This window comes from Variovorax sp. VNK109 (assembly GCF_049445855.1).
GTDB lineage: Bacteria > Pseudomonadota > Gammaproteobacteria > Burkholderiales > Burkholderiaceae_C > JAGOCV01.
Genome location: NZ_JBMSDV010000003.1, coordinates 376,165 through 394,330, shown reverse-complemented (window position 1 = coordinate 394,330; position 18,166 = coordinate 376,165). Strand labels below are relative to the sequence as shown.

Annotated in this window: 19 protein-coding genes; 13 read left to right on the top strand and 6 right to left on the bottom strand. The window is 65.9% G+C overall.

Annotated features, from left to right (window positions below):
- The first annotated feature begins 60 nt into the window (after positions 1 to 60).
- From otsB to ACO2Q9_RS12985, 4 genes are read left to right on the top strand one after another with little or no spacing between them, the layout of a single operon-like run.
- The gene (gene otsB, locus ACO2Q9_RS13000; RefSeq protein WP_423312002.1) at positions 61 to 819 is read left to right on the top strand and encodes a trehalose-phosphatase; all 759 of its coding nucleotides are present in this window, start codon (positions 61 to 63) and stop codon (positions 817 to 819) included.
- Positions 816 to 2,651: a glycoside hydrolase family 15 protein gene (locus ACO2Q9_RS12995; RefSeq protein ID WP_423312000.1), complete on the top strand. Its 1,836-nt coding sequence runs from the start codon at positions 816 to 818 to the stop codon at positions 2,649 to 2,651. The genes otsB and ACO2Q9_RS12995 overlap by 4 nt, the downstream gene beginning before the upstream one ends.
- Positions 2,648 to 4,033, top strand: a complete 1,386-nt coding sequence (gene otsA / locus ACO2Q9_RS12990; RefSeq protein ID WP_423311998.1) for an alpha,alpha-trehalose-phosphate synthase (UDP-forming) — start codon at positions 2,648 to 2,650, stop codon at positions 4,031 to 4,033. The genes ACO2Q9_RS12995 and otsA overlap by 4 nt, the downstream gene beginning before the upstream one ends.
- A 39-nt stretch (positions 4,034 to 4,072) precedes the next feature.
- Positions 4,073 to 4,705 carry a hypothetical protein gene (locus tag ACO2Q9_RS12985; protein ID WP_423311996.1) on the top strand — a complete coding sequence of 211 codons (633 nt, stop codon included), beginning with the start codon at positions 4,073 to 4,075 and terminating at the stop codon, positions 4,703 to 4,705.
- Positions 4,706 to 4,719: 14 nt separating this feature from the next.
- Here the strand turns inward: ACO2Q9_RS12985 and ACO2Q9_RS12980 are convergent, their stop codons facing one another.
- The 3 genes from ACO2Q9_RS12980 to ACO2Q9_RS12970 are packed head-to-tail and all read right to left on the bottom strand — an operon-like array spanning position 4,720 to position 7,060.
- Complete coding sequence (locus tag ACO2Q9_RS12980; RefSeq protein ID WP_423311994.1) at positions 4,720 to 5,679, bottom strand: ROK family protein; 960 nt, start codon at positions 5,677 to 5,679, stop codon at positions 4,720 to 4,722.
- A 33-nt stretch (positions 5,680 to 5,712) separates the two neighbouring features.
- Positions 5,713 to 5,907 carry a DUF2905 family protein gene (locus ACO2Q9_RS12975; protein WP_423311992.1) on the bottom strand — a complete coding sequence of 65 codons (195 nt, stop codon included), beginning with the start codon at positions 5,905 to 5,907 and terminating at the stop codon, positions 5,713 to 5,715.
- A gap of 4 nt (positions 5,908 to 5,911) precedes the next feature.
- On the bottom strand, positions 5,912 to 7,060 hold the full coding sequence (locus ACO2Q9_RS12970) for a class I SAM-dependent methyltransferase (protein ID WP_423311990.1): 1,149 nt from the start codon (positions 7,058 to 7,060) through the stop codon (positions 5,912 to 5,914).
- Between the two features lie 18 nt (positions 7,061 to 7,078).
- Here ACO2Q9_RS12970 and ACO2Q9_RS12965 point away from each other — a divergent pair, with 18 nt between their 5' ends.
- Genes ACO2Q9_RS12965 through ACO2Q9_RS12935 form a run of 7 tightly spaced genes read left to right on the top strand, consistent with a single transcriptional unit; the run spans position 7,079 to position 13,059 of the window.
- Positions 7,079 to 7,855, top strand: a complete 777-nt coding sequence (locus tag ACO2Q9_RS12965) for an SDR family oxidoreductase (RefSeq protein WP_423311988.1) — start codon at positions 7,079 to 7,081, stop codon at positions 7,853 to 7,855.
- Positions 7,856 to 7,872: 17 nt separating this feature from the next.
- Positions 7,873 to 8,244: a dihydroneopterin aldolase gene (locus ACO2Q9_RS12960; protein ID WP_423311986.1), complete on the top strand. Its 372-nt coding sequence runs from the start codon at positions 7,873 to 7,875 to the stop codon at positions 8,242 to 8,244.
- Entirely contained in the window at positions 8,241 to 9,158 is a 918-nt protein-coding gene (gene ttcA, locus ACO2Q9_RS12955) for a tRNA 2-thiocytidine(32) synthetase TtcA (protein WP_423311984.1), read from the top strand. The genes ACO2Q9_RS12960 and ttcA overlap by 4 nt, the downstream gene beginning before the upstream one ends.
- A 42-nt stretch (positions 9,159 to 9,200) precedes the next feature.
- A complete protein-coding gene (locus tag ACO2Q9_RS12950) occupies positions 9,201 to 9,812 on the top strand; it encodes a DUF4136 domain-containing protein (RefSeq protein WP_423311982.1) in 612 nt (203 codons plus the stop codon).
- A gap of 58 nt (positions 9,813 to 9,870) precedes the next feature.
- Positions 9,871 to 10,509, top strand: a complete 639-nt coding sequence (locus tag ACO2Q9_RS12945; RefSeq protein ID WP_423311980.1) for a histidine phosphatase family protein — start codon at positions 9,871 to 9,873, stop codon at positions 10,507 to 10,509.
- A gap of 31 nt (positions 10,510 to 10,540) precedes the next feature.
- Positions 10,541 to 11,704: a DSD1 family PLP-dependent enzyme gene (locus ACO2Q9_RS12940; RefSeq protein WP_423312477.1), complete on the top strand. Its 1,164-nt coding sequence runs from the start codon at positions 10,541 to 10,543 to the stop codon at positions 11,702 to 11,704.
- Positions 11,701 to 13,059, top strand: a complete 1,359-nt coding sequence (locus tag ACO2Q9_RS12935; RefSeq protein WP_423311978.1) for a phenylacetate--CoA ligase family protein — start codon at positions 11,701 to 11,703, stop codon at positions 13,057 to 13,059. Before ACO2Q9_RS12940 ends, ACO2Q9_RS12935 begins: the two co-directional genes overlap by 4 nt.
- 28 nt (positions 13,060 to 13,087) lie before the next feature.
- Here the strand turns inward: ACO2Q9_RS12935 and ruvB are convergent, their stop codons facing one another.
- On the bottom strand, positions 13,088 to 14,152 hold the full coding sequence (ruvB, locus tag ACO2Q9_RS12930; RefSeq protein ID WP_423311976.1) for a Holliday junction branch migration DNA helicase RuvB: 1,065 nt from the start codon (positions 14,150 to 14,152) through the stop codon (positions 13,088 to 13,090).
- Between the two features lie 13 nt (positions 14,153 to 14,165).
- Positions 14,166 to 14,738: a Holliday junction branch migration protein RuvA gene (gene ruvA / locus ACO2Q9_RS12925; protein ID WP_423311974.1), complete on the bottom strand. Its 573-nt coding sequence runs from the start codon at positions 14,736 to 14,738 to the stop codon at positions 14,166 to 14,168.
- Between the two features lie 45 nt (positions 14,739 to 14,783).
- On the opposite strand from ruvA, the gene ACO2Q9_RS12920 reads away from it, so the two are divergent.
- On the top strand, positions 14,784 to 15,731 hold the full coding sequence (locus ACO2Q9_RS12920) for a PhoH family protein (protein WP_423311972.1): 948 nt from the start codon (positions 14,784 to 14,786) through the stop codon (positions 15,729 to 15,731).
- A gap of 11 nt (positions 15,732 to 15,742) precedes the next feature.
- Entirely contained in the window at positions 15,743 to 16,201 is a 459-nt protein-coding gene (ybeY, locus tag ACO2Q9_RS12915) for an rRNA maturation RNase YbeY (protein WP_423311970.1), read from the top strand.
- Between the two features lie 8 nt (positions 16,202 to 16,209).
- On the opposite strand, the gene ACO2Q9_RS12910 is transcribed toward ybeY, so the two are convergent.
- Positions 16,210 to 18,162, bottom strand: coding sequence for an HAD-IA family hydrolase (locus ACO2Q9_RS12910; RefSeq protein WP_423311969.1), 1,953 nt, complete (start codon positions 18,160 to 18,162; stop codon positions 16,210 to 16,212).
- Positions 18,163 to 18,166 lie beyond the last annotated feature (4 nt).

Below are 18,166 nucleotides of genomic sequence, written 5' to 3'. Positions count from 1 at the left end.
CCGTAACGAGATATTTCTTGAAGCTGACGGAGGTCGCCCGCTCTGGTAAGGTCGTTACAGATGCAGCTTTTACCCCTTCTCACACCCGAGAACGCCCTCTTCCTCGACTTCGACGGCACCCTTGCGGAGATCGCCCCCCTGCCGGATGCCGTCCGCGTGCCCTCGGGGCTCGTGCACACCCTCGCCTCGCTCCAGTCCCAGCTCGGCGGGGCGCTCGCCATCGTCACAGGTCGCCGCGAAGCGGACATCGACGGCTTTCTTTCGCCCCTTCGATTGACGCTGGCCAGTGAGCACGGCGCGCGCTATCGCCTGTCGGACGGCTCGCGGCTCGAACTGCCGCCGCCGGATCTGTTGCCGGTGACGATTGCCGCGCAGGCGCTGGTGGACCGCAACACGGGCCTCGTCATCGAGCGCAAGAACGCGAGCGTGGCCCTGCACTACCGGCTGGCTCCGCAGCTGCAGGCCGAATGCCGGAATGTGCTTGTCAGCGCCATGGCCGGCATGCAGGACGTCGAACTGCTCGAAGGCAAATGCGTCTACGAGGTCAAGCCTGTCGGCGTCAACAAGGGCCGTGCCATCAACGCGTTCATGTCCCAGCCACCGTTCGCCGGACGCATTCCGGTTTTCGTGGGTGACGACGTTACCGACGAGGCCGGCTTCTTTGCCGTGCGTGAACTCGGTGGTGCCGCCATCAAGGTCGGCGAAGGCCCGACCCATGCCCAGTACCGCTGCCTCAGCCCTGCCGCGTTGCGCGGATGGCTGGCCTCGGTACGCACTGCACTACCACCCGCCCAAGGCCCGAGGAGCCACGCCGCATGAACACCGCTGCCCAACCGCCGGTTGCATCGCCCGGGGATGCTTTCCCTGCCCCGCTGGCGCCTTCGCTGGGCCTGGGTGTCATCGGCAACTGTGCGTTCAGCGCGCTGGTGGACGCACGCGCCCGCATCGTCTGGAGCTGCCTGCCGCGCTTCGATGGCGACCCGGTGTTCAACGCCTTGCTGCAGCCCGAGGGCGGCAGCGAATTCGCCATCGAACTGGAAAACCTCGCGTCTTCGCGCCAGTGGTACGAGCCGAACACCGCCGTGCTGCGCACCCAGCTGTTCGACCATGCAGGCCACGGCATCGAGATCACCGACTTCGCGCCGCGCTTCTTCAGCCGCTCGCGTTTCTTCCGGCCGCTGACGCTGGTGCGCCGCGTGCGCCCCATCAACGGCTCGCCGCGCATCCGCGTGAAACTGGACCTGCGCTACGACTGGGGCCGCGCGAAGCCCACCATCACGCAGGGCAGCAACCACGTGCGCTTCGTCGGCGACGGCATGACGCTGCGGCTGAACACCGACGCGCCGATCACGCACGTGCTCAACAGCCAGCCCTTCGTGCTCTCGCGCGAGCACAACTTCCTGCTCGGCGCGGACGAGACGCTGACCGATGGCATTGCCGACACGGCGCGTCTGTTCGAACAGGAAACCGTGTCGTACTGGCGCAAGTGGAGCCAGCGGCTTCACCTGCCGCTGGAATGGCAGGATGCAGTCATCCGCGCCGCCATCACGCTCAAGCTTTCGCTGTTCGAGGACACGGGAGCCATCGTCGCGGCGATGACCACCAGCATCCCCGAAGCGCCGGACAGCGGCCGCAACTGGGACTATCGTTTCTGCTGGCTGCGCGACGCTTTCTTCGTGGTGCGTGCGCTCAACAGCCTGTCCGAAGTCGGCACGATGGAGGACTACCTGCGCTGGCTGAGCAATGTGGTCGTTGCCGCGGGTGGTGAGCATATCCAGCCGCTGTACGGCATCGGCCTGGAGCGTGAATTGCCCGAGGCGATGCTCACGCACATGGGCGGTTACCGCGGCATGGGTCCGGTGCGCGTGGGCAATCAGGCGCAGGAGCATTTCCAGCACGACGTGTACGGCAACATCGTGCTCGGCGCCGCGCAGGCCTTCCACGACCACCGGTTGCTGCGGCGCGGCGGCGTCGCGGAATTCACGCAGCTCGAGCACGTGGGCGAACAGGCCATCCGCGTCTACGGCACGCCCGACGCCGGCATGTGGGAGCTGCGCACGCGCGCGCGCATCCACACCTCTTCCGCGCTGATGAGCTGGGCCGCCTGCGACCGGCTCGCCAAGATTGCCGTGGCATTGGCGCTGCCACACCGGGCCGACTACTGGCGCGGTCATGCCGACCGCATGCGCGACGAGATCCTCGAGAAGTCATGGAGCGAATCGCGCCAGGCCTTCGCCGAAAGCTTCGGTGGCAAGGAACTCGACGCCAGCGTGCTTCTGATGGCCGAAGTGAACCTGCTCGACCCGAAAGACCCGCGCTTCGTCAGCACCGTCGAAGCCATGGAGAAAACGCTCTGCGACGGCCCGTACATGCGCCGCTACGAAGCCGCCGACGATTTCGGCAAGCCCGAGACGGCCTTCAACATCTGCACCTTCTGGCGCATCGACGCGCTCGCGCGCATCGGCCGCAAGAAGGAAGCGCGGGAGATTTTCGAGACCATGCTCGCCGCGCGCAATCCGCTGGGCCTGCTGTCCGAAGACACGCATCCCGTCACCGGCGAGATGTGGGGCAATTTCCCGCAGACTTACTCGATGGTCGGCATCATCAACGCGGCGACGCGCCTGTCCGCTCCCTGGGATTCCGTCATATGAGCGGTCGTCTCGTCGTCATTTCCAACCGCGTGGCCGACCCGCGAAAGGCTGCGGCCGGCGGCCTGGCCGTCGCACTGGGCGACGCGCTCAACCAGACCGGCGGCCTGTGGTTCGGATGGAGCGGCACCATCGTCGAAGGCGGCACGCCCGGCGAAGGCGAACTGCATACCCAGCAGGCCGGCAGCGTCACGCTGGCCACGGTGGACCTGTGCCGCGAAGACCACGACAGCTACTACCTGGGCTACAGCAACGGTGTGCTGTGGCCGGTGTTCCACTACCGGCTCGACCTGGCGGACTTCGATGCGGGCTACATCAGCGGCTACCGGCGTGCCAACCAGATGTTCGCGCGCAAGCTGCTGCCGCTTCTGAAGGACGACGACATCATCTGGGTGCACGACTACCACCTGATCCCGCTGGCAGCCGAGTTGCGGGCGATGGGCTGCAAGCAGCGCATCGGCTTCTTCCTGCACATCCCGCTGCCGCCACCGCTCATCCTGGCCGCGATCCCGCAGCACGAGTGGCTGATGCGTTCCCTGTTCGCCTATGACCTCGTGGGCCTGCAGAGCGAAGCCGACGTGCAGCACTTCGCCCGATACGTGCAGACCGAAGCCGGCGCCGAAGACCTGGGCGACGGCCGCTACCGCGCCTTCGGCAGCACCGTGTGCACGCGTGCTTTTCCGATCGGCATCGACGTGGAGGAGTTCTCCGAGCTCACCCATGCCAAGGAAGCCAGGGACACCTACGAACGCATGTGCGAGGAATACGCCCGCCGCCGCCTGCTCATGGGCATCGACCGGCTGGACTATTCCAAGGGCATTCCGCACCGCGTGCGTGCCTTCCGCGAACTGCTGGCGCACTACCCGGAGAACCAGAAGAGCGCGACGCTGATCCAGATCGCCTCGCCCACGCGCGAAAGCGTGGACGCGTACGGCGACATCCGGCGCGAGCTGGAAAGCCTGTGCGGCGCGATCAACGGCGACTACGGCGAACTCGACTGGATGCCGATCCGCTATATCCACCGCACCGTGGCGCGCAAGCGCGTGCCGGGCCTGTGCCGCGCCGCGCGCGTGGGCCTGGTGACACCGTTGCGCGACGGCATGAACCTGGTCGCCAAGGAATACGTGGTGGCGCAGGACCCGGGTGATCCCGGCGTGCTGGTGCTGTCGCGCTTCGCCGGCGCTGCCGAGCAGTTGAAGGAAGCACTGCTGGTCAATCCTTACGACACGCACGGCACGGCCGAGGCCATCCAGCAAGCGCTGCAAATGTCGAAGGAAGAACGCCAGCGCCGCCACCAGGCGCTGATGGCGCGCATCCGCGCGCAGGACATCCACTGGTGGCGCAAGACCTTCCTGCAAGTGCTGGAGGAAGCCGGTTCTGACTGACGGGCCCAGGCCCTAGAATTGCCCGCGGGAGTTTCTGCCATGACGCAAGACATCGTCGTTACTGTCGTTCATCGGGATCGCGCCGGCCGCGAGGACATGATCCGTCTGCGGGCGCGTGAGAACAACCGTGCCGCGCCCGGCAAGGAAACGGAAGCCCCACGCGAGAACAAGAGTGCCATGTCGCACGACGTGAAGCGCCGCATCATGGAATTCATCCTGGCCAACGACACCGACGGCGCCATCCGCGACAAGCTGAAGGACACGTCCAACCCGGCCGTCTTCCAGCAGGGCGGCAAACTCATCCTGCGGCCGCTGCAGATCAAGGCGCGCAAGATCCCGACCTCCATCCTGATCGGCTCGCTGCCCGACAACCTGGGCGATTCGGTGCCGCCGCTCAAGTTTTCGCGTGACGCCGACCTGTCGCTGGACGTGATGAGCGAGTCCCTCGTGTGCTTCGGCATCCGCCGCTCGGAAGCGCAATTCCTCGCGCTCTACGTGAGCGATGTCGTGGACGAGTCCGAAGCCACGGGCAAGTCACGCGCAATCTCGCTGAGCCTGGACACCATGAGTGTGGTGGCGCGCGTCGAGCGGACCGGACCCGAAGACAACATGCATCCGAACCAGCTGCGCATCCTGGTCGTGGCAGCGGAAGCGCAGCCGGCCGCGAAGTAGGGCTTGCTGCCCTCTCAGTCGAGCAACGCCAGCGCTGCGTAATCGCCCACGCGGTCCTTCAGGCCGGCAGGCACCAGTTCCACCCCGTCCGTCAGCGCGGGCAGATGGCCCGCCAGTTGTGCCTTCAGGCGCGGCAGCAGGAAGTCGCGGTGATGCCAGAACACGCTGCCGCCCAGGCTGATGCGCTGCAGGTCGCCCACGATCACCAGGTTGTAGAGCATGCGGCCCATCACGCGGCACAGGCCGTCCACCTGTGCCAGCGCCCCGGATTCACCCTGTTTGGCAGCTTCCAGCAATGCAGCGGCATTGCGGCCGAAGCGGCGCTCGATGGCATTGCCCGCGACGAGTGCTTCCACGTCACCCCGGTTGCCGCAACCGCACAGCGCACCTTCGGAATCGTCGTTCACGAACATGTGGCCCGCATGTCCGGCATTGCGGTTCTTGCCGCGCAGCACCTGGCCGTCCACGCACAGCGCAGCGCCGACGCCCGTGCTCCACGTCACGTAAGCGCAGTGCGGCGTATCGCGCAGGGCGCCCCAGCGCCGCTCGGCGTGGAGCGCGCCGATGGTGTCGATCTCGACACGCACACCCACCTGGCTGCCGTAGCGTTCGCGCAGCGGCGCTTCCAGCGTGGCAGACATCCAGTCGTTGGGCAGCCCGCGGGCGGGCCCTGCGATGCCACCGCAGATATTCGGCGCCGCAACTTCGACCAGCCCGCCGTTCACCACGAACGGCCCGCACGAAGAAACGCCTACTCCCCGCAGCGCCGACTCAGGGGCGCCGGCCTCGGCGCAGGCTTCGCCGATCATGCGGATGATCTGTTGCGCCAGCGCGTCGCGGGTGCCGGTCTTGGCCGTCGGCTCGCTGCGACTGGCCGACAGGCGGCTTTCGGTTCCCGCATCACCGGAGAGCGCCTTCACATCGGCCAGGCTCACAGCGACCTTGGTGCCGCCCACGTCCACACATGCTTTCATCGGTCTGTCTCTTCCTTCCCGTTTTCCGGTTTGCTAGATCAGGTGCGAAATCAGGCTGGCCACGAAGCTCAGCAGGACGGTGCTGCCCAGCGGCAAGACCCATTCGCGTCCGCGAACGCGAAAACGCATGTCGCCCGGCAGCCGCCCCAGGCCCAGCCGCCGCAGCAGCGGGCTCAGCCAGCTGATCAGCATCAGTGCCAGCAGGATGACGAGGAACCAGCGGATCATGGTTTCAGAGTGTATGGGTGCGGTCGCCGGCGGCGAAGCCCAACGGGTCAAAGCCCCCCGGCTCGCCGGGTTCTGCCGTGCCCAGCGCGATCACCTTGAACAGCTCGCCCATCTCGTGTTCATGGATCAACTTCGCGGCGTTGGCACGCTCCACCGTGCCCGACGCTTCCATCGCCTGCGCGATGCCGCAGTTGAGCAGGAAGCGCGCCTGCGACGCATAGCCCAGCACATGCAAGCCCGCGTCCTGACCAGCGAGCGCGATACCGGTGAAGTTGACGTGCGCCGTGATGTCCTTGAGTCCCACGTCGGCCAGCGCGTCGGCATCGGCCCGGTGTGCACGGTGGCACATCACCGTGCCCATGTGGCGCTGCGGGTGGTAATACTCGCTTTCGGGGAAGCCGTAGTCGAGGAAGAAGAGCGCGCCACGCCGCCCTGCGAAATGCCGCGCCAGCGTGGCGACGAATGCCTCGCCCTGCGGATGGATTTCCGTCAGGTAGTCGTGCGGGCCCTGAATCTCCACCGGTGGCCGCAATGAGGTCGGCAGGTCCTCGTGCACGAAACCTTGTGCTCCCAGCACGACACCGCGCTCGTGCCATTGGCCCGAAACGCGCGCGATCAGCTTCACAGGCATGGCGTCCAGCACTTCATTGCCGACCACCACGCCTTCCATCGCATCAGGCAGGGCCGACAGCCATCGCACGCGATCCCCGTATGCCGCCAGTCGGGCCTGCTGCCGCAGGCGCAGGGTGCCCGACAGATCGACGATGTTGTAGCGCTCGACACGCACGGCCCCTTCGTCGAGCGCCGCCAGCAACTGCGCAGCCAGCGCGCCCGAGCCAGCACCGAACTCCCAGATGGTGGACGTTCCCGTGGCCTGAAGCGCCTGCGCCAGCTGTTGTGCGAGCGCGCGGCCGAACAGGGGGCTGAGTTCCGGCGCCGTGACGAAATCGCTGCCTCCCGCGTCATCCGTTCCGGGCACGGTGCCGAACTTGATGCTGTCGTTGGCGTAGTAACCCAGCCCGGGTGCGTAAAGCGCCAGCTCCATGAAACGGTCGAAGCCGATCCAGCCGCCGGCCTGCCGGATGGCCTGCGCAATGACCTCGTGAAGGCCGGAGACAGGGGGGATCGTTAAACTCTCGGGTGTCGTCGTCACCCTTCCGATTGTCCCCGAATGTCTACTGCCAGCCCCGTGCGGGACGTGCGCACCGTTCTCGTGACCGGCGCAGCCAAGCGGCTGGGCCGGGAGATCGCGCTCGCCCTCGCCGCCGATGGCTGGCAAGTCGCCGTGCACTACCGGCAGTCGGCCAGTGAAGCGCAGCAGACTTCGGCCGACTGCGCCGTGCTCGGCCCCGCCAGCGCCGTGTTCCCGGGTGACCTGACGGATGAAACCGAAGTCCGCGCCCTGCTGCCTGCCGTCGTCGCGCATTTCGGCCGGGTGGACGCGGTGGTCAACAATGCCTCGCTGTTCGAGCACGACACGGCGCAGACCTTCGGCTTCGCTGCGCTGGACGCGCACATGCGCAGCAACACGGCGGCGCCCATCGTGCTCGCGCAGGCACTGCATGCGCACCTGTCGCAACGCGATGCTGCCGGTGCGGTGATCAACCTGCTCGACCAGAAGCTCTGGAACCAGAACCCGGACTTCCTGAGCTACACGCTTTCCAAGGCCGCACTCGAAGCCGCCAACACGATGCTGGCGCTCGCCCTCGCCCCGCGCCTGCGCGTCGTCGGTGTCGCGCCCGGCCTGACGCTCACCAGCCACATGCTCAGTGACGAGAAATTCCAGCATCTTCACAAGCTCAGCCCGCTGGGCCGCTCGTCCAGCGCGAAGGACGTGGCCGGTGCGGTGAAATTCGCGCTGGACAACAGCGCCATCACCGGCACCACGCTGCTGGTGGACGGCGGCCAGCACCTGATGAAGTTCGACCGCGATTTCTCGCTGATGTAAGCACCCAGGACATCGACATGGCCACCAAAGGCACCCAGATCCTCACCCTCACCGGTTTGCGCTTCGACGCGAACCTGGGCATCCTCGAGCAGGAAAAGACCGCACCGCAACCCATCCAGGTGGATGCCGAACTCAACCTCGGCACGCAGCCGCTGCTGCCGCGCGACGACGACATCACCCACGTGCTGGACTACCGCAAGGTGCGCCGCATCATCATCGACGAGTGCACCGCCGAGCACGTCAACCTGCTGGAGAGCCTGATCGGCAAGCTCGCCAGCCGCCTGATGCAGTTGCCCGGTGTGCTGGGCGTGCGGGTGAAGATCGCAAAGCTGGAAATTTTTGACGACTGCGAAGTGGCGATTCGCGTCGAGACAGGACAATGGTCATGAGCGCACAGTGGATCGAGAACGAGGTCGTTCCCCTCGAGAAAAGCCTGAAGATCGAGCGCGAGACGCACAAGCTCGAGAAGCGGCTGTGCCGCCAGATGGGCCAGGCCATCATCGACTTCAACATGGTGGAAGAAGGCGACAAGGTCATGGTGTGCTTGTCCGGCGGCAAGGACAGCTACGCCATGCTGGACATCCTGCTCAAGCTCAAGGCCCGTGCGCCGGTGCACTTCGACCTCATCGCGGTCAATCTGGACCAGAAGCAGCCGGGCTTTCCCGAACACATCCTGCCCGAATACCTGCAGCGCATCGGCGTGCCCTTCCACATCGAAAACCAGGACACGTATTCCATCGTCAAGGACAAGATTCCCGAAGGCAAGACGATGTGCAGCCTGTGCTCGCGCCTGCGTCGCGGCATCCTGTACCGCGTGGCGGGTGAACTGGGCTGCACCAAGATCGCCCTCGGCCATCACCGCGACGACATGCTGCAGACCTTCTTCCTCAACATGTTCTTCGGCGGCAAGCTCAAGGGCATGCCGCCCAAGCTGGTGAGCGACGACGGCCGCAACATCGTGATCCGCCCGCTGGCCTACGTGGCCGAGAAGGACCTGATCCGCTGGGCCGAGCACCGGCAGTTCCCCATCATCCCGTGCACGCTGTGCGGCAGCCAGGAAAACCTGCAGCGCAAGCAGGTCGGCAACATGCTGCGCGAGTGGGACAAGAAGTATCCGGGCCGTCTCGAGAACATGTTCTCCGCGTTACAAAAAGTCGTGCCTTCTCACCTGATGGACGGAACACACTACGACTTCCGCGGTCTCACGACGACCGGCATCCCCAGCGAGGATGGCGACAAGGCCTTCGACACCGAAACCTTCGATCCGCCCACGCTGCCAGGGCTGCAGGTCATCCGGACCTGAGCATCTTTACCGCCGCCGGGGCGGTTTTGTCGAGGAGGCGCGATGAAGCGCGTGGCATTGTGGTTGATGACGGGCGTGACCGTCCTGCTGGCGGGCTGTTCCGGCCTGCGTATCGTGGACAGCGAGGTCAATTCCTACTCGACGCTGGTCAGCATGCCCTCGCCGGCCTTCGCCACGTATCGTTTCGAGCGGCTGCCCTCGCAGCAACCGGGCGGCGAGCCGCAGGCGCGGCTGGAGTCCATGGCCACCCAGGCGCTGGAGAAAGTCGGCATGCGCCGTGACGACGCATCGGCGCGCTACAGCGTGCAGCTGGCGCTGCGGGTACAGCGCTTCGAACGCGGCCCGTGGGACGACCCGTTCTGGCCGGGCTGGGGCATGCGGGGCCCGGACTACGTCGTCACGGCCAACGGGCAGGTGGTGTTCATCCCCTCCTTTCCGCGCATGTCCATGAACACGCCCTGGTACGAACGCGAGATCAGCATCGTGATGCGCGACCTGTCCACGAATCAGGTCGTCTACGAAACCCGCGCCGCCCACGACGGCCGCTGGTCCGACACCCCGGCCGTGCTGCCTGCCATGCTGGAGGCCGCGCTGCGCGGCTTTCCCACGCCACCCCAGGGTCCACGCCGCGTGGACGTCGAAATCGCCCGCTGAGGCACTGCCAGCGCCACTTCCGCCCCCGTGTCAGCGCGCGCGCCTAGAATCGCGCGTCATGGACGCCACCCGCCTCATCGTTCTCCGCCACGGCGAAACCGCCTGGAACGTGGACACGCGCATCCAGGGGCATCTGGACATTCCCCTGAACGAGCGCGGCCGCTGGCAGGCCGCCCGTACGGCACAGGCCTTGATCGACGAGCCCGTGCGCGCCGTCTACGCCAGCGACCTGTCCCGCGCCCATGAAACCGCGCAGGCCGTCGCCCGGGCGTTCGACCTTCCCGTCACCACGCATCTGGGCCTGCGCGAGCGCAATTTCGGCACCTTCCAGGGCCGCACCTTCGCCGAGATCGAAGCCGAACTGCCCGAGCAGGCCATGCGCTGGCGCAAGCGCGACCCTCTTTTCGCGCCCGAAGGCGGCGAATCGTTGATCGAATTCCGCCGGCGCGTGACCGACGCGGCCCACGACATCGCCGCCCGGCATCCGGGCGAGCTGGTGGTGATGGTCGGCCACGGCGGCGTGCTGGATGTGCTCTACCGCGCCGCCACCCGCCAGGAACTGCAGGCCCCGCGCACCTGGGAACTGGGCAACGCCGCCATCAACCGGCTGCTGTGGACGCCCGACGGATTGACCCTGGTCGGCTGGGCCGACGCTGCCCACCTCAACGATGAATCCCTTGACGAATTCAGCACCTGAAACCAACGCTTTCGCGTGGCCGGCGGACACGCTGGCGAACCACCGGCTCGTCGGGCTCGGCGTCGACGACATCGACACGCCCGCGATCGTGGTCGATCTGGATGCCATGGAGCGCAACCTGACGCGCATGGCCGCGTTCGCGCAGCGCCACGGCATCCGCCTGCGCCCGCACGCCAAGATGCACAAGAGCGCGGTGCTGGCCGAACTGCAGGTGCGCGGCGGCGCGGTCGGCGTCTGTGTGCAGAAAACGTCCGAGGCCGAAGCGCTGGCTGCAGCCGGCGTGAACGACATCTACATCTCCAACGAGGTGATCGCGCCCGCCAAGTTGCGGCGCGTGGCGGCGCTCGCGCGCACGCTGTCGCTGCGCGAGGGTGGACGGCTGGCGCTGGCAGTGGACAGCGTGCAAGGCATCCAGCGCCTGGCGGAAGTGCTGGCCGGCGTGCTGCCCGATGCTGCGGCAGTGCTCGACGTGTTCGTGGAAATCGACGTCGGCCAGGGCCGCTGCGGCGTGCCCCCGGGCGACAAGGCCGTGGCGCTGGTCCAGGAAATACAGCTTTACCCGGCCCTGCGCTTTGCGGGCCTGCAGGCCTACCACGGTCGGGCACAGCACCTGCGCAGCCCGGCACAGCGTCGCGAAGTGATCGCACGCGCAGTGGCAGACGTGGTCACCACGCGCGAACTCATCGAAGCCGCAGGCTTCACCGTTCCCCTGGTGACCGGCGCGGGCACCGGCACCTTTGCGCAAGAAACCGCGAGTGGTGTGTATGGCGAACTGCAGGCCGGCTCGTACCTGTTCATGGACGCGGACTACGCGAGCAATGAACCCGACGCCGCACAACCGGTGTTCGAGCACGCGCTGTTCATCAAGTCGCAAGTGGTGAGCGTGCGCGCCGGTCACGCCGTGTGCGATGCGGGTCACAAGAGCCATGCCATCGATTCCGGCCTGCCGCGCGTACACGCGCTCGAGGGCCAGCCGGATCTGGAGTACGCCAACGGCGGCGACGAGCACGGCCTGTTGCGCCCGGCCGGCGTGGATGACTCGCTGCCCATGCTCGGCGACACCGTGTGGCTGATTCCCGGCCACTGCGATCCGACGGTCAACCTGCACGACACGATGATCGGCGTGCGCGGCGGCCTGGAAGCAGGCATCGTGGAGCGCGTGATCCGTGTGGATGCGCGCGGCGCGCTGACATGAGCACGGCAGGCGCACCCCCGGAGGGCTCGCCCGCCGGCTGGGACTGGCCGTATCAGGTGACGCTGCCTGAAACCCAGCAGGTGATGGATGCCCACGTCGTGCGCGTCCTCGAACAATCGCCGCGCAGCTTCCAGATGGCCTGGCAGACGCGGCAACTCTGGCGGTTACTGCAGTTCACCTACGAGCGCAGCGCGCGCTGGCGTCAACGGCTACCCGCCAAGGCCGACATCCAGGCCGGGGATCTGAGCGCGCTGCCGATCCTGTCGCGCGCCGGCTTCCGCGACGGCGTGGAAGCCGAAGGCGCACTGGTGGTGCCGCCCCGGCACGGCAAGATCACCGAGGCCTCGACATCCGGCTCCACCGGCATGCCCGTGCGCTTCTTCCGCACCGAATATTCACAGCGGCTGGTCCGCAATCACTACTGGGCCGACCACGCCCGCGTGGGCCGCAACCTGCGCGAGCTCTGGGCATCGTTCGGCCCGCACGTGCCGGCGCACCCGGGCGAGCCCCAGAGGCGCATTGCCGGACATGGCTGGCTCGGCGAAAGCGACGGTGTCGCGCGCAACCCGGGGGACAGCACGCTCGCAGAAAGTGCGGCCTGGTTGGCGGACATCGGCCCGGTGTACCTCTTCACGAACCCGACACTGCTGTCGGCACTGCTGGATGCGTATGAGTCCGATGTCACGCCACCAAAAGGCCTGCGGCAGGTCGCCACCTTCGGCGCCACCGTCGAGCCCGCACTGAGGGAACGCGCACGCCGCGTGCTCGACGCCCGCATCTGCGATCGCTACAGCTGCGAAGAAGCCGGACCGCTGGCCTGGCAGTGCCCGCACGACGACGAGCGTTACCACGTTTGCGTCTCGAACGTGATCATCGAAGTGGTGGACGACGACGGCGCACCCTGCGCCGCCGGTGAGCCGGGCCGCGTGCTGGTGACGGCATTGCACCATTGGGCCAGCCCCGTCATCCGCTACGACATCGGCGACGTCGCCGCGCTTCATCCGTATTGCAGTTGCGGCGCGCGCGTGCCCTCGCTCAGCAACCTGCTCGGCCGCAAGCGCAGCCTGATCCGCACGGCCACCGGAGCGTCACGCTTCGTGCGCATGACGGCACTGGACTGGCTGAAGATTGCGCCCGTGCGCGAGCACCGGATCATCCAGCAGAACCTTTCCACGCTGCGCGTGGAACTGGTGCTGGAAGAGCCGATGTCGTCAGGCCAGTACGAGGCGATCCGCACCCTGCTGCGCGACAAGATCGACCCCGAGCTGCACTACGAGATCGTGCAGCTCACCGCCATCGACTGGCCGGCCGGACGCAAGAAGCAGGACGTGGTCGGGCTGACCGATCTGACTTGACGTTGCGGCAGGCTGCTGCTTCGCGGCGTCAGTTGCCCGCAGCGAAGAGATCCGCCGGGTTGCCGGGCGGCGTGACGCCCAGATGGCGGAACGCCGCAAGGGTGGCCACGCGGCCGCGCGGCGTGCGCTGCAGATAGCCCTGCTGGATGAGATAAGGCTCGATCACATCCTCGATGGTGTCGCGCTCCTCGCCGATGCTCGCGGCGATGTTGTCCAGCCCGACCGGCCCGCCGTCGAACCGATGGATCACGGCTTCGAGCAGTTTGCGGTCCATCAGGTCGAAGCCCTGCGGGTCGACGTCGAGCATGGCGAGCGCGCGATGCGCGATGTCCTGGCTGATCTGCCCGTCTCCCTTCACGTCCGCATAGTCGCGCACGCGGCGCAGCAGGCGGTTGGCGATGCGCGGCGTGCCACGCGAACGGCGCGCGATCTCGGCAGAGCCTGCGTCGTCGATCGGCGCCTTCAGCAGCGAAGCACTGCGCCGCACGATGCGCGTGAGTTCCTCCGGCGTATAGAACTCCAGCCGCGCAACGATGCCGAAGCGGTCACGCAGCGGATTGGTCAGCATGCCCGCGCGCGTGGTCGCGCCCACCAGCGTGAACGGCTGCAGGTCGAGCTTGATGCTGCGTGCCGCCGGGCCTTCGCCGATCATGATGTCGATCTGGTAGTCCTCCAGCGCCGGGTAGAGGATTTCCTCCACCACGGGCGAGAGCCGGTGGATCTCGTCGATGAAGAGCACGTCGTTCTTCTCGAGGTTGGTCAGCAAGGCGGCCAGGTCCTTGGGCTTTTCGAGCACCGGGCCGCTGGTCTGGCGCAGGTTCACCCCGAGTTCGGCCGCGATGATGTGCGAGAGCGTCGTCTTGCCCAGGCCCGGCGGGCCGAACAGCAGCACATGGTCGAGCGCCTCTTCACGCTTGCGCGCCGCACCGATGAAGATTTCGAGCTGCTCGCGCACCTTCGCCTGACCGACATACTCGTCGAGCAGCTTGGGACGCAGCGCCCGCTCGATCGCCTCTTCGTTGGGCGACGCGGGGGCGGCGGACACCACGCGGCGCTCGGGCGCGGGGGCAAAGTCGTCGGTCTGGATGCTCATGGCATGAATTCCATCACTTGGCCAGCGCCTTCAGCGCCTGCTTGATGCCGTCGCTCACGCCCACGCCCGCCGGCAGCGATTTGAGCGCCGCCGCGGCCTCCTTGTCGCTGTAACCCAGCGCCACGAGCGCCTGCAGGATGTCGGCCTGTGCGTCGTTGACCGCGTGCACCTGCGCGCCCATGTCCGCACCCAGCTTGCCCTTGAGTTCGAGCAGCAGCCGCTCGGCCGTCTTCTTGCCGATACCCGGCACCTTGACCAGCCGCCCGGCCTCCTGCAGCGTGATCGCCTGCGACAACTCGGCGACGCTCATGCCACTGAGGACCGCCAGCGCCGTGCGCGGACCCACGCCGGAGATGCGGATGAGCTGGCGGAACGCTTCGCGCTCGGGCCCGGAACCGAAGCCGTAGAGGATCTGCGCGTCTTCCCGCACCACGAAGTGCGTGAGCAGCGAAACTTTCTCGCCCACGCCCGGCAGGTTGTAGAACGTGCTCATGGGCACATCCACCTCATACCCCACACCATGGCAGTCCACCAGCACCTGGGGCGGGTTCTTGCTGTCGAGTATTCCTGTCAGTTTGCCTATCATTGCGGTTCCACGGGCCCGCACCGGACCCCTCGCCGGATTATCAGCTTGATTCTCAGACACCTCTTCTCGCCGCCCAACAACACGCGGCTGGCCAACCTTTGCGGCCCCGCCGATGAAAACCTGCGTCGCATCGAGGACGCGCTGGGCGTGAAGATCGCGCACCGCCACGAACAATTCAAGGTGGACGGACCCAAGGCTGCCGCCAAGCGCGGCATGGAAGTGTTGCAGGCGCTCTACGAAATGGCCGCGCGGCCGGTGGACGCTGCGAAGCTGCAACTCATGCTGGCCGGCGACGCGTCGATGAGCGAAGCCGAAGACGGCAGCATGACGCTGCACACCCGCCGCAGCGACCTGCGAGCGCGCACGCCCAACCAGAGCGTGTACCTGGAGCACATCGCCAACCACGACATCACCTTCGGCATCGGTCCGGCCGGCACAGGGAAGACGTACCTGGCGGTGGCTTGCGCGGTTGACGCACTGGAGCGCAGCGCCGTGCAACGCATCGTGCTCACGCGCCCGGCCGTGGAAGCCGGCGAGCGCCTGGGCTTCCTGCCCGGCGATCTGAGCCAGAAAGTGGACCCGTACCTGCGCCCCCTCTACGACGCGCTGTACGACCTGATGGGCTTCGACCGCGTGCAGAAGGCGTTCGAGCGCAACGCGCTCGAGATCGCCCCCCTCGCCTTCATGCGCGGTCGCACGCTCAACAACGCATTCATCATCCTGGACGAAGCACAGAACACCACGCCCGAACAGATGAAGATGTTCCTCACGCGCATCGGCTTCGGGGCCAAGGCCGTGGTCACCGGCGACGTCAGCCAGATCGACCTGCCCAAAGGGCAGCTCAGCGGACTCATCGATGCCGAACGTGTGCTGCGGCGCACGCCGGGCATTGCGATGACACGCTTCACCAGCGCGGACGTCGTGCGTCATCCGCTCGTGGCGCGCATCGTCGATGCCTATGACAGCGCGCGCAAGCCGTCGCGCGAAGCCTGAGTGTGCTTGCGATGAGGCACGATCTGCCTGCGCTGGATCTTGCACTCCAGTTCGGTCGCTTCGACGATGTCGCGGAACACCGCGCCGCCTTGCCGAAGGCAAAAGTCCGGCAATGGGTTGCCCACGCGCTCGCGCTGCCGGCCGAACTGTCCATCCGCATCGTCGGTGAGGACGAAGGCCGGGCGCTGAACCTGCAGTACCGGGGCAAGGACTACGCCACCAACGTGTTGACCTTCGACTATGCGGCGCAGCCCGTCGTCATGGCCGACCTCGTGTTGTGCGGCCCCGTCGTCGCCCGCGAAGCACGCGAACAAGGCAAGACCCTGCAGGCACATTACGTACACCTGCTGGTGCACGGAACCTTGCACGCGCAAGGCTACGACCATGAAACCGGCGACCGCGACGCTCTGGAAATGGAGACGCTGGAGATCCTGCTGCTGGGTGCGCTGGGCCTGCCGAACCCTTATTGAATCCGCAGTCAGGAGGATCGGACAACCCGGAAAACGACCTGGCGTGCCCGGGTGATCATGAAAGCCAGCGCCCTCGACCATGCGAAACGCCAGCCATGCCGCCGCGCCTGGACAAAGAATTCAGCAACCAGATTCCTGCGCCTTGCATCGCCATCAGCCGACAGGCTACCATCCGGCCGCCAGAAGTCGGCAATGGTTTCGTGCTTCGAATGGCTGATGCTCCGATCGTGGGGTATGGGTCCCAACCGAAGACGTTCGAACAGATTGGGGGTTCTGACCAAAGTCGCATAAACATCGCGCAACATGGGGAGCGCGGCGCTCACTTCAGGACCATCCCATGGCAGACGGGCCGCTTCGGTAGCAAACGCCACAATCTCGTTGCGGATTTCCCGCGCCACCATCTGCCGTTCCTTTTCAAGAACGCTGGTTTCCCGCAAGACGAAATTGCCATCGCGGATGGCAATCACCTGCTGTTCGCAAGACAGGAAAGGCAGTTCGAGCAACTCCACGCCATGGTGGAAGATGTGGCTCCATTGCGCATCGTCTTCCCTGTCGAACAGGAAGGATTCGATGCCCGGATGACATGCCGCGTTGCGGGACGTGCCCAGATAGAGCCCATTGACCCTGCCGCCGCAGATGGCCTCAATGGCTTTCTGGCTGTTGAGCGACCATCCCACATCGACAACCGCGGTTTGCGGACTGCGAACACCGGCCTGGAGCAGGTATTTCCGCGTTTCTTCGAACTCCCGCCGAATCTGATCGGCAGCGATACGCCGACTCCCGACGAGGAATCGCCCCCGCTCCGCCTCATCCATGTCATGAAAACTCGTGGCTTCCGGATCGAAGCCCATGTCCAGCGCAAAAGAGCGAATTTCATCCGCACGATCGAGATACATGCCGTCGATCACATCACCGAGCGTGCGAGAGGGGTCAGAACTGAAGAAAACCGCCCACGGCTTCTCTTCGAGATGAGACGCCGGCAGCATGAGACTTCGACGTGAGCAGAAAAGCAGTTCCGTTTCAAGATCAGGACATGCATGCTTCATCACGGCATCCAGCGTGTGGCCATCGCGCGTCATCAGCAAGACCCGCTTGAAGCCACGCTCGCGCGCCTTTTCGTGAATCCACCGGGAAAAAAGGAACACGAGCGGAGCGGCGTAAACCGCACCGAAGTGCTGCGCCGCAGATTCGAAAGTCATATGATCCAGCCGGTTGGCCAGCCATGCCAGATGCATTCGACCGAAGTACGTATTGCTTCGATGAATGGCCGCGATCGATCCCAGATTCAATGCGCTGTTCAAGAACAGATGTTCCACCGCTTTCGGAACGTGGCTGGCCCGGATACCGAGTTGGACCGCCATCCGGTAGTCCGCGTGCAGGTTGTCACCGATGTGCATCACCTCCGGCGGTCGCAAACCTTCGGATTCGAGGAACTGCAGGAAAAGTTTTCTGTCGTACTTCCCTCCTTGCGATTCCGATGACACGTACACACCGTCGACGGCAATGCCGTTGATCGCCAGCAGCTTGCCAACCTGCTGTGAGGAGAGGTAGATGTCAGAGATCGCGTAGATGCGTTTTCGCTGGCGTTTCGCAATCTCGTAGAGCTGAAAAATCCATTCCCGGCGCTGGAGGTGTTCGGTCTCGAAGTCCAGCTCGTCACGCGCAGAAACGCCGGCGCATCGGGAGCCCATGCCTTCGTAGATTTCGTGGATGCCTATTTCCGAATGGTCATGGCGGATTTTCTTCACGTCCCGCCTCAGTGCTTCACTGCGGATGCGGATCGAACGGAACGCCTCGGCTCTTTCGGGGCTGTGCCCCCGGGACCGCGCCAGGAAATAAAAGGTGTCGACGGGCTCAATGCTGGTGCGCCTCACCAGCAAGGTGTCGAAAACATCGAACGTGATCGCGGCGTATTCGCGCATTTCCTCTTCGAGCGCGCGATGACTGACAAGGTTGTGCATGTGG